Source organism: Olsenella sp. CU969 (assembly GCF_905219715.1).
Lineage (GTDB): Bacteria > Actinomycetota > Coriobacteriia > Coriobacteriales > Atopobiaceae > Granulimonas > Granulimonas faecalis.
In genome coordinates, this window is sequence record NZ_CAJMXC010000067.1 from 1 (window position 1) to 10,315 (window position 10,315).

The 10,315-nt window shown below is 67.4% G+C and carries 6 protein-coding genes and 1 pseudogene; 5 read left to right on the top strand and 2 right to left on the bottom strand.

The genetic code is table 11. The features are described 5' to 3' along the window. Window positions 1-307: 307 nt before the first annotated feature. Window positions 308-628 carry a hypothetical protein gene (locus JX283_RS06735; RefSeq protein ID WP_204407143.1) on the bottom strand — a complete coding sequence of 107 codons (321 nt, stop codon included), beginning with the start codon at window positions 626-628 and terminating at the stop codon, window positions 308-310. Window positions 629-716: 88 nt separating this feature from the next. Between JX283_RS06735 and JX283_RS06740 the strand changes: the two genes are divergently transcribed. The 5 genes and pseudogenes from JX283_RS06740 to nagA all read left to right on the top strand — a co-directional run bounded on the left by JX283_RS06740 (window position 717) and on the right by nagA (window position 7,005). Continuing rightward, the gene (locus JX283_RS06740) at window positions 717-1,388 is read left to right on the top strand and encodes a DNA-3-methyladenine glycosylase (RefSeq protein WP_204829889.1); all 672 of its coding nucleotides are present in this window, start codon (window positions 717-719) and stop codon (window positions 1,386-1,388) included. Between the two features lie 41 nt (window positions 1,389-1,429). Next, window positions 1,430-1,771, top strand: a pseudogene (locus tag JX283_RS06745) (methylated-DNA--[protein]-cysteine S-methyltransferase); the annotation flags it as partial. Between the two features lie 610 nt (window positions 1,772-2,381). Next, complete coding sequence (locus tag JX283_RS06750) at window positions 2,382-3,035, top strand: HNH endonuclease (protein ID WP_204829890.1); 654 nt, start codon at window positions 2,382-2,384, stop codon at window positions 3,033-3,035. A gap of 565 nt (window positions 3,036-3,600) precedes the next feature. After that, window positions 3,601-4,548, top strand: a complete 948-nt coding sequence (glsA, locus tag JX283_RS06755) for a glutaminase A (RefSeq protein ID WP_204829891.1) — start codon at window positions 3,601-3,603, stop codon at window positions 4,546-4,548. A 1,308-nt stretch (window positions 4,549-5,856) separates the two neighbouring features. Then, window positions 5,857-7,005 (top strand): N-acetylglucosamine-6-phosphate deacetylase, encoded by a 1,149-nt coding sequence (gene nagA, locus JX283_RS06760; RefSeq protein ID WP_204829892.1) that lies wholly within the window; start codon window positions 5,857-5,859, stop codon window positions 7,003-7,005. A 1,473-nt stretch (window positions 7,006-8,478) separates the two neighbouring features. Here nagA and JX283_RS06765 read toward each other — a convergent pair. Next, window positions 8,479-10,293 (bottom strand): elongator complex protein 3, encoded by a 1,815-nt coding sequence (locus tag JX283_RS06765; RefSeq protein ID WP_239652519.1) that lies wholly within the window; start codon window positions 10,291-10,293, stop codon window positions 8,479-8,481. Window positions 10,294-10,315 lie beyond the last annotated feature (22 nt).

Here is a 10,315-nt window from a genome sequence, read left to right on the forward strand (position 1 = left end):
GGAGAGGGGCGGTGTGGCGTGAAGGGCATCGAGCGCGCGATTCTTTCGACCTGAAACGCGCTAGGTGCGTGATCCGGCCGCCCCTTGGCACGAACCGCCCCCGATGCGCGACTTTCCTGGCACTAAAGGCCTCCAATGCGCGAGAAGGTCCCCAAATCGTGCATTGGAGGCCCTTTGCGCCAGGTTTGGCCGCGCANCCGTCGCCNTTTGCGCTAANGGCCTCCAATGCGCGATGGCCACGCCGCGAACCGCCCCCGATGCGCGACTTCTTGTCGACAAGGGGCCAAAACCGCGCATCGAGACCCCTTCATGCCTCAACGGTCGCGCATCCGAGGGCCTTCGTGCCAACGCTACCCGCCATCGCGCGTTTGGGGCTCCTTGCGGCGGCTTTCCGCTTGTCGCAAGGAGCCCCATTGCTTGGAAGCGTCAAAAAAGGAGGGCGACCGTGGCCGCCCTCCTCGTTAAGGATGCGTTTGAACTTTGCCTTCTCCTTGCGGCGGTTGTACGCCGTGTCCCCATGGGGGCCGCCGCGGCACACCCAGCCGTTGTGCTTGGGCATGTGGGCCCGCGTGACGTCCAGGGCACTGATGGTGCCCACAGGGATGGGCTTGCGCTTCTTCCTTGTCATGGTGACCACCTCCTCTCCTCGCCTGCTCCGAAACCCCCCTAGTATATACAGAACAGATGTTCTATACTAACCACAAAAGGAGGGAGTCATGTGCTTTGCCTATGGTGAGCAGGAGATAAACTACCTTCGCAAACGGGACAAGCGGCTTGGCCGCGTCATAGACCAGGTGGGGATTGTGCGTCGGGAGGTCGATCCAGACCTTTTCGCTGCAGTGGTTCACCATATTGTGGGCCAGCAGATTTCCACCAAGGCGCAGGCAACGGTGTGGCGGCGGGTGCGCGAGAACCTCGGCGTCGTGAGCGCGGCAACCGTTCTCGGTGCGGGCGAAGAGCGCTTGCGGGGGCTTGGCCTCTCCGGGCGCAAGGTGTCTTATATCACGGACTTCGCCCGCCGCGTGCGTGATGGGTCGTTTGACATCGATGCAGTGAGCGCCATGGANGACGGCGATGCCGTGGCGGCCCTTAGCTCCCTCAAGGGCGTAGGGGTGTGGACGGCCGAGATGATCTTGCTGTTCTGCCTGCAGCGTCCAGATGTGTTCAGCTACGGAGACCTGGCCATTCACCGGGGCCTTCGCATGGTGTATCGGCATCGTGAGGTGGGACCGGAGAGGTTCGAGCGGTATAGGCGCCGCTTCAGCCCCTACGGGAGCGTGGCCAGCTTGTATCTCTGGGCTGTGGCCGGAGNGGAAGTACCAGGGCTGTCCGATCCGGCCGTGTCGGCGGCAGTCAAGAGCGGGCGTGCAGAAAGGGGTGCATCATGATTTATGGGCACAGGTACGAGTCTCCGCTGGGAACCGTATGCATGGAGAGCGACGGCGAGGCGCTGTGCGGCCTGTGGTTTGCGGACCAAGAGGAAGCTGCGGCCAAGGGGGCAGATGAGGCGGCGNGGGAGGAGGAGACCCTGCCCGTCTTTGCTCAGGCAGACAGCTGGCTCGATGCTTATTTTGCCGGGGAAGAGCCGGGCCCTGTGCCTCAACTCAGGCTCGAGGGTACGCCCTTCCGTCGGCGCGTGTGGGAAATCCTGCAAACCATTCCCTATGGACAGACCGTGACCTATGGGCAGATTGCGCGACAGCTGGCCGAGGAGCGCGGTATCGAGCGGATGAGCGCCCAGGCGGTCGGCGGCGCNGTGGNACACNACNCTGTCTCACTCATGATGCCGTGCCATCGCGTGGTGGGCGTTGGGGGGAAAGCTCACGGGCTATGCAGGAGGCATCGAGCGCAAAGCGGCGCTGCTGGCGTTGGAGAGGGGGTAGGGCTATCGCGACGACGGGCGTCTATGGATCTGGACTATGCTTGGTCCATCGATACCGTCGAGAATCGAGTCCTATGGACGATACCGGCCATATCCCAGAAGATGACGACCCCATCCAGCGGGTCGACGACTACCTCTGGAACGAGGACCTTACTGTCAAGAGGGCGCTCTCGCTCATCGACGAGTCAAGAAGGGCCGACTTTGAGGCCACCTACCGGTGGTTCATGGAGCAGAGCGGCGAGGTGGGCCCTCGCCTCTACGGCAAGGGACAGCGTCTTCCGGGTGTCAGCCCGGATTTCGCCCATGCCGCCCAGCGCGGCATCCACAAGCCTGCTGGTTCCCCCTACGCACTGTCACTATCACGAAGAATGACCTTTATGACAGCGANGGCGCTAAGATCGATCGCCCTGCCGGGGACTGGTACCTTGTCTACGCCGCACATCGCAACAACCGGGGAGGTGAGACCGATTCCCAATGGAACGACTCCCTTAAGAACTGCATGAGGGACGGCATCCCCGTCGGGGTCTTTCTCGCCAAAGATGGCGAGTACAGCAGGTATCTGGCATTTGTCGAGGNGTATCGACCGGAGGACGAAACCTTCGTGCTCCATGGGCCGGTGACTTCCAAGACAGAGGAAGACGGCCTATTCCGGTCAAGAGTGCACGACTACTTAGTCAAAGAGGATTTTATCGAGCTGGGTGCTTCTCCCGAGGAGCTAATGCGCGATGAACGNACGGCTAGGCTTGTGCTCGAGAAGGTACGTAAGGGGCAGAGTGGCTTTCGACGGATGCTGTTGGATGCCTACGACGGAGCATGTGCGGTCACGGGGTTTGAGACAGGTTGTACGTTGCAGGCGGCTCACATCCTTGGGCACCGTGGGGTGCAGACCAATGTAGTGGAGAACGGCCTTTTGTTGCGTGCTGACATACATGCATTGTTTGATAGTTGGCGGATTGGCTTTGAGCCTGGGACTAGAAAGATCTTTGTTGCTGACTCTGTGCCCGACGTCGTCTATCAAGAGCTCGGTGTGCAGAAGCTGAGATTTCCCAAGAACGAGGCCGATTGGCCGAGTGATGCTTATTTAAAGGCCAAGTTCGATGAATTCAAGAGGATTAACCATGGTGCAATTCACTGCGGGAAGNGTCGGTNTTAGCTGAATATATCAAATAATAATATATATCCATCACTTACATAGATTCCGTAAACAACGCNGGATTCTATCTCTGGGTGACGGAGTATCACCACGTGGTCTTCTTTCCATCCCATGGAGGCCAAAGCCTGTTGGAGGTAGGCGGCGAGGCTTTGCTTTTCCGGGTCGGATAGGCTCTCGTAGCCTTTTCCGGCCGGCACCGTGAGAAGCACATGGATATCAGGTCGTTCAGTGCGGTTCGTCATTGTCAAAAACGCGGGGTCTGAAGGGTCAACCACGAGGGGAAAGGCGGGGAAGGTGTTTCGCCATGCCCCTATGTCGAGGAGGGCCCGTGCAACAAGGGAGTCAGCGCCTGGAGTTGCCGTATTCGGTTCTGAGCGGTTCATCGGTTCTCCTTTGGTTGCCTGTAGGGGCACCATATCGATCTGGATCGGTGGCAAGGCGTTTAATCGGTTGATCCACAAAGGCCATGATCTTCCGCACTGGAAGACGCCCCTGCTCCCATTGATAGCAATCGTTCGGTTGTGTCTGGGTACCAACCGGCCAAACCCCGTCTTGAGGAGGCCCCGTGCCAGCAAAAAGCCTCGCGCACCAGCAGGTCCAAACCGCCATGGATCACGCCGCGGCCCGCGCCAAGGCGGCCACTGGCGGCAAGAACGCCAACTACATTCCCTATCTCGCCAACATCGACTCGTCCCTGTTCGGCCTCTCCGTGTGCCTGGTGGACGGCACGTGCCTCTCCCTCGGCGACGCCGCCCGCCCCTTCGGCGTCGAGTCCATATCTAAGGTCTTCACGGCCGCCCTCATCCTCAAGCAGTTGGGCCCGGAGACGGTGCGGCAGAAAATCGGTGCCGATGCCACGGGCCTTCCTTTCAACTCCATCATGGCCATCATTCTGGAAAACCACAGCCCCTCAACGCCGCTGGTGAACGCCGGGGCCATCTCGGCCTGCTCCCTCGTCGAGCNGACCGGCAACTCCGATGCCAAATGGGCGGCCATCCTGCAGAACTTCGAAGATCTCTGCGGGTCGCCCGTCGCTCTCATCGACGAGCTCTACCGCTCGGAGAGCGCCACCAACTTCGACAACCGCTCCATCGCCTGGCTGCTCAGGGACTACGGCCGCATCTACGACGACGTGGACCTCTCGCTCGACCTCTACACACGTCAGTGCTCCCTCGCCGTGACGGCCGAGCAGCTGGCCCATGCGGCCGCCACCATCGCCAACGGCGGCGTGTCGCCGACAGGAGGCAAGGAGGTCCTCTCGGCGGACCTCGCCCGCAAGCTCACGTCGCTCATCTGCACCGTGGGCTTCTACCAGTCCACGGGCGACTGGCTCTACCGCACCGGCATCCCGGCCAAGTCCGGCGTGGGCGGCGGCATCCTCGCCGTGGTGCCCGGCGTCATGGGCATCGGAGCCTTCGCCCCGCCCCTGGACGCGGCGGGCAACTCCGTGCGCGGCCAGGAGGCCGTGGCGGCGCTGGGGGAGGAGCTGGGCCTCAACGTGTTCCAAGGGTAGGGGCCCCTGTCGTGTCCGTGGGCCGTGACAAGGGCCCGCGCGGTCCGGGTATCTGCCCTGCAGTCAACCGTGCCCAGAGGAGGAACCCCATGCTCGAGAACGACATCGCCCAGCTCGTGCGCGAGAACGCGCCCACNGNNNCTTCCCAGATCNGCCGCCAGCCCAAGCTCTGGGAGAAGGTGCTCGACCTCTACCGCGAGGTGGAGCCCGACGTCAACGCCCTCGTGGGCCGCGCCCGCGCCGCCGCGGGCGTCCTCGGGGGAGACACCCCCGAGGACGGCGTGGACGGCACCCTGACCGTCGTCCTCACGGGCAGCGGCTCGGCNCTGGACGCCGCTGTGTCGGCCGCCGAGGGCCTGTCCGTGAGCGGCGTGGGCGGCTGCGACTACCTCTGCGCCGCCGCCGAGGACCTCGCCCGCGCCCCCAAGGACACCCTGCGCGATGCCGAGCATTTGCTGCTCGTGGCCCTCTCCTGCGGCGACGACGCCGCGCTCGGGCAGGCCGTGGCAGCGGTGCGCGCCAACGTCAAGGGCCTCTTCGTGCTGGGCCTCACCTGCGATCCGGCCGACGGCATCGCCANCGCCGTGGTACCCGACGAGGACGGCCTCGTGATCGCCCTCCACAACGTCGCCTCCGCCGCCGACGGGAGGGCCACCGCCGAGGCCTCCCNGGAGCCTGCGGANCNCGCCGGCTTCACNTGCCTCACCCTCATGGCCAATCTCTGCCTGGGCNCCGACGACCTGCGCGCCAAGGACAACTGGACCCGGATCGCCGTGCGCATGGGCGAGATGGTNGTCATGCGCGAGACCGCCCTCTCCTCCCTCGTGCTGGAGCCCTTCGACTCCCTGGTCTTCCTCGCCAGTGGCACCCACTTCCAGGGCGTCGCCCGCGAGGCCGTGGTGCAGGCCGCCAACTTCGCCGGCCTCGGCCGCGGCGGCGTCTCGCCCCAGGTGTCCCGCGGCGACCTCGTGAGCGCCGCCGGCGACGGCGACGTCACCCACGACGCCCTGGCCGTGGCCTTCATCGGCGGCTCCGACGACGAGAAGGCGTCCNAGGTGGCCTCCCTCAAGTCGCTCGACGGTGCCGAGAACGGCTGCACCCCCGTGGCCGTGCAGCAGGACGTGGCCCCCGTCTACCCCGGCCGCGCCTTCTCCTTCGACGGCTTCGCGGCCATCCCCGCCGCCTACCTTGCGCTGCCGTACCTCATGGCGGTCCAGGTGCTGCTCCTCATGGCCTCGGTGAAGTAACGTGGGGTGCGGGGCCCAGCGCCCCGCTCAGCGTCCGGCATCCCAGACCCAAGGAGACCCCATGGTAACCTACGCCATCCACGCCAACTCGTTCTTCCTGTCCGGCGGCCCCACCGGCCCCGGCTACCTCACCGTCACCGACGGCGTCTTCGGCGCCTTCTCCACCGACGCCCCCTCGAGCGTGGAGCGCATCGACGAGCGCGACCTCGTGGCCCCCGGCCTCGTGGACACGCACATCCACGGTTTCGACGGTCACGACGTTATGGACCTCTCCGCCGACGGCCTCGACGCCATGGCGGCCGGCCTCGTGCGCAACGGCTGCACGAGCTTCTTCCCCACCACCCTCACGGCGCCCACGGAGAGCATCGCCGAGGCCTGTTCCATCGCCGCTGCCCACGTGAACAAGCCCGGGTGCGCCAAGGTCCAGGGCATCTACCTCGAGGGACCGTGGTTCTCCGAGACGTACAAGGGCGCCCAGAACCCCNCCTACATGGGCAANCCCGACCTCCACGTGCTCGAGCACTGGATGGACTGCGCCGACGGCTTGGCCTTCAAGATCGCCCTCGCCCCCGAGAACGACGGCGCCGCCGAGTTCGTGGCCAAGGCCACGGCCATGGGCGCCGTGGTCGCCCTGGGTCACTCTAACGCCACCTACGAGGAGGCCCGTCGCGCCGTGGACGCCGGCGCCACGGTGTTCGTGCACACCTACAACGCCATGAGCCCGCTGCACCACCGCGAGCCCGGCATGGTGGGCGCCGCCCTCACCTGCCCCGGCGTCTACGACGAGATCATCTGCGACGGCAACCACGTGAACCCGGTGTCGGTGAACGTGGTCATGCGCGCCCGCGGCAAGGACCAGGTGTGCCTCATCACCGACTGCCTGGCCGCCGGCGGCATGCCCGAGGGCGACTANNTGATGGAGGGNCTGCCCATCACCGTCAAGGACGGCCAGGCGCGCCTCAAGGACGGCGGCAACCTCGCTGGTTCCNTCGTGGGCCTCTGNCAGTGCGTGAGGAACGTGGTGGACTGGGGGCTCGCCACCCCGGCCGAGGCCGTGGCCATGGCCACCGTCAACCCGGCTAGGAGCGCGGGCGTGGACGACGTCTGCGGCTCCATCAAGCCGGGCCGCGCGGCCGACATGGCGTGCTTCACCTCCTCCATGGATCTGGAGGCCACCTACGTGGACGGCGAGGTGGCCTGGGAGGCCTAGGCGCCGTCCGGACCCCCGTTCCACCGTGGCGCCCCGACCTTCCCGGCCGGGGCGCTTTTCTTCTTTGATGGATGGGCCCTTGGGGCGAAAGACGCCCTTCTCGGCGGGTACCAAAGGCAGAACCGGGACCGCCGCAGGCGGACCACCACGAGCCCCGAGGGCTCCGACCGAAAGGACCTGTCATGGACTTCAAGGAGATGGCCGACAAGGTGGCCGACGGCGCCAAGGACCTNGCCGAGAAGGCCGCCGACGCCGCCAAGGACCTGGGCGAGGGCGCCAAGGACGTGGCCGGNAAGGCCGCCGACGGCGCCAAGGAGGGTGCCGACAAGGCCGCCGACGTCGCCAAGGACCTCGCCGACAAGGCCGGCGACGTGGCCAAGGGCCTGGGCGACAAGCTCAAGCACTAACCCCCGTGCCCCGACCTCATCATGGGCATGCGGCGCCGGACCCCCAGGGCCCGGCGCCTTTTTCATGGGCGGCGAGGGTGCCACTTGANGGTTCTGTGCGCCGTGCAACGCCGCCCCCGACAGGGCTACGAACCCCGTGGGCCATGGTTGCGAGGGAGATGACCGCGATGGAACGGGAGCACGGACGGACGGCGGGGGAGCGGCCCCCGGTGGGGCAGGGGCGGCACGACTGCCCGGTGGTCCTCGTCCACGGCATCGCCGCCCACGACCGCGGCATCCACCGCTCGCNCCTGTGGGGCCGCGTGCCCGACGCCTTGCGCGAGCACGGGTACGCGGTGTTCTTCGGTGACACGGACGCCTGGGGCTCCGTGCGCTCCAACGGCAGGAGGTTGGTCCGCACCGTCGAGGAGGTCCTGGCCGAGACCGGTGCCCCTCAGGTGGTCCTCGTCGCCCACTCCAAGGGCGGCCTCGACGTTCGCTCGGCCCTGATCGAGCCCGGCATGGCCGCCAAGGTGCGCGGGGTGGCGACGCTCTCGAGCCCCCACCGGGGCATGCGCTTCTGCAGCCTTCTCAACCGGTCGCGCTTCTTGCTGCCCCATGTGGTGTCGCATCTCGTCAACGGCTGGAGCCGCCTGCGGGGCGACCGCGCCCCCGACTCCNTCCAGGCCCTGCGCGACNTCACCGTGGANGGTGCCCGGGCCTTGGCCGACCTCGAGCTCGACGAGGGGCGCCGCGCCCTCCTCGAGGCCGTGCCCTTCCGCTCCTTCGGGTTCCGCAGCCGCCAGCGCCGCTANCCCAGNAACCACGTGGCGGCCGTGGTGCGCCACCTCGACGGCGAGAACGACGGCCTCGTGCCCCTCGGGGCCACGGCCCACGGGCGCCACGGGGTGATGACGGCCCAGGGGCGCATCGACCATGACGACTGCACCGACCGGGCCGGCCGNGACCTCGAGCTGATGGACGAGGAGGGGTCGACCTTCCGGTCGCCGGCGGAGTTCGTGGCAGCGGTGGTGGACGACCTCGAGGCGTCGTAGGGGAGAGGCGGGGCCTGCCTGCAGCGGGAGGCCTATCCCCGCAGCTGCCGCCGTTGGTAGAGGCCGTGGTCCGAGAAGCCGATCCTCCGGTAGTAGGGGCGTGTCCCCACGGCGCTGATGACGTCCACGGCCCCGTACCCCTCCCGTGNCGCCTGGGCGCAGGCCTCCTCGACAAGGGCACGCCCCAGGCCGCGGTGCTGGGCGCCCGGCTGCACCTGGCCCAGCTCCGAGACCCGGCCGTACACGTGGAGCTCGCGGATCATGGCAACCCCGCCGCCATGNGGCAGCGACAGGCGGNAGAACCCGGCGATGCGCCCGTCCGGCGCCTGCCACGAGAGGAAGCGCTCCTCGGTGTCGGCCGTGGCATACGGGAAGGTGGCCAGCGAGAGCGAGTCTGGGTCCTGCTCGGCGCCTGCGATCTCGCGCTGGCGGATCTCGGCTACGGGGCGCCCCTCGGCGGCGAGGCGGTCCTCCACGGCCTGGCGGAGGTTGGCCTCGCGGCTGCCGGCCACGATGTCCTTGGCGGAGAAGTCGCGGATCATGCGGGAGATGCGCAGGTAGGGAGGGCAGGAGGCGACGTCGGCGGCCATGACGTCGATGAGCTCGTCGCGGGTGTAGGGGCGCCAGAGCCCGGCCCGCCAGTCGCGCTCCAGGGCGGTGCCGGCGATGAGGGTGCAGGGGTAGAGCTTCACCTCGTNGGGACGGAAGCGCCGGTCGCCCATCAGGCGGGCGAAGTCGGCCTTGTCCGCCTCGGGCGTGGCGCCGGGTAGGTTGGCCATCATGTGGGCGTGGACCTTGAACCCGTGGCGCCGGGTCAGGGAGAAGGCGCGGGCCACGCAGTCGGCGTCGGCGGANCGGTCNCTGGCAAAGAGCCGGTCGCCGTCCAGGCTCTGCACGCCCAGCTGCACCTTTGTGGCGCCCAGCCAGCGCATGGCATAGAGGCTCTGCTCGCTCACCGCGTCGGGCCGCGTTTCCAGCGAGAGCCCCACGCAGCGGCAGGCGGCGTCCTCGTTGGCTCGATGGGCCGCCTCCACGCGGTCCCAGCCGGCCCGGTGCTCCTCGGCCAAGGCGCGCCAGCGCGAATCGGTGCCGTAGAGGCGCTTCCATGCGGCGTTGTAGGAGAGCTCGCCGGCAGCGACAGGAGCCTGCACGCCTGCGCACTCCTCGGCCCGGCGCTCCCCGACGGCCGAGAAGCCCCGCTCCCGGTAGAGGTCGCGCAGTCGCTGGCGCTCGGACTGGGCCGCCGCGCCGCAGCCATCGTTCAGGGCCTCGAAAAGCCGCGCGACAAACCAGCGGCGCCAGGGCAGCGGGTAGTCGTCCCACGTGCCGCCCAACACNATGAGCTCNACTTTGTCCACGGGGTGCCCCATGGCGTGCAGCGTGGCGATGCGGCCGGAAACCTGCAGGTAGGGGTCGAAAAATGCCTGTTCGGCCCGCTGGCAGGCCGGCTCGTTGGCAAGGTAGCTCTTGGGCATGCGCATGTCGCAGGGGCAGTAGCGGCAGCGGCCGGCGCAGGGCCACGGCTTGCAGATCACCGTGACCGTTGCCACACCCGATGCCGTGCGGCGGGGCTTTGCCCGCAGCAGCCTCACCAGGCGCTCCCGGCAGACGTCGTCCACGCCCAGGCGCTCCCAGTGGCCGGGGTCGGCCTCCTCCCGGGCTAGGAGGTAGGGGAGGAGCCGACGTTTGCTCAGGTGGCGCGAGGTGTCGGTCACGCCGGCGTTGCGGGAGCGGATGAAGCGCAGGAGCCAGCGCTCGTCGGGCAGGTCGTCGCGGCCCCGGAGCTCGGCGGCAAGGTCGAAGATGGCGGCCTCGGGGGAGGGGGCGTCCGGGTGTCTTCGGTCCAAGGCGGACGGCTCCTCTCAGGTG

Coding starts and splice junctions, on each gene's coding strand:
- JX283_RS06735 (WP_204407143.1), bottom strand. CDS start 628: ATGACAAGGAAGAAGCGCAAGCCCATCCCTGTGGGCACCATCAGTGCC.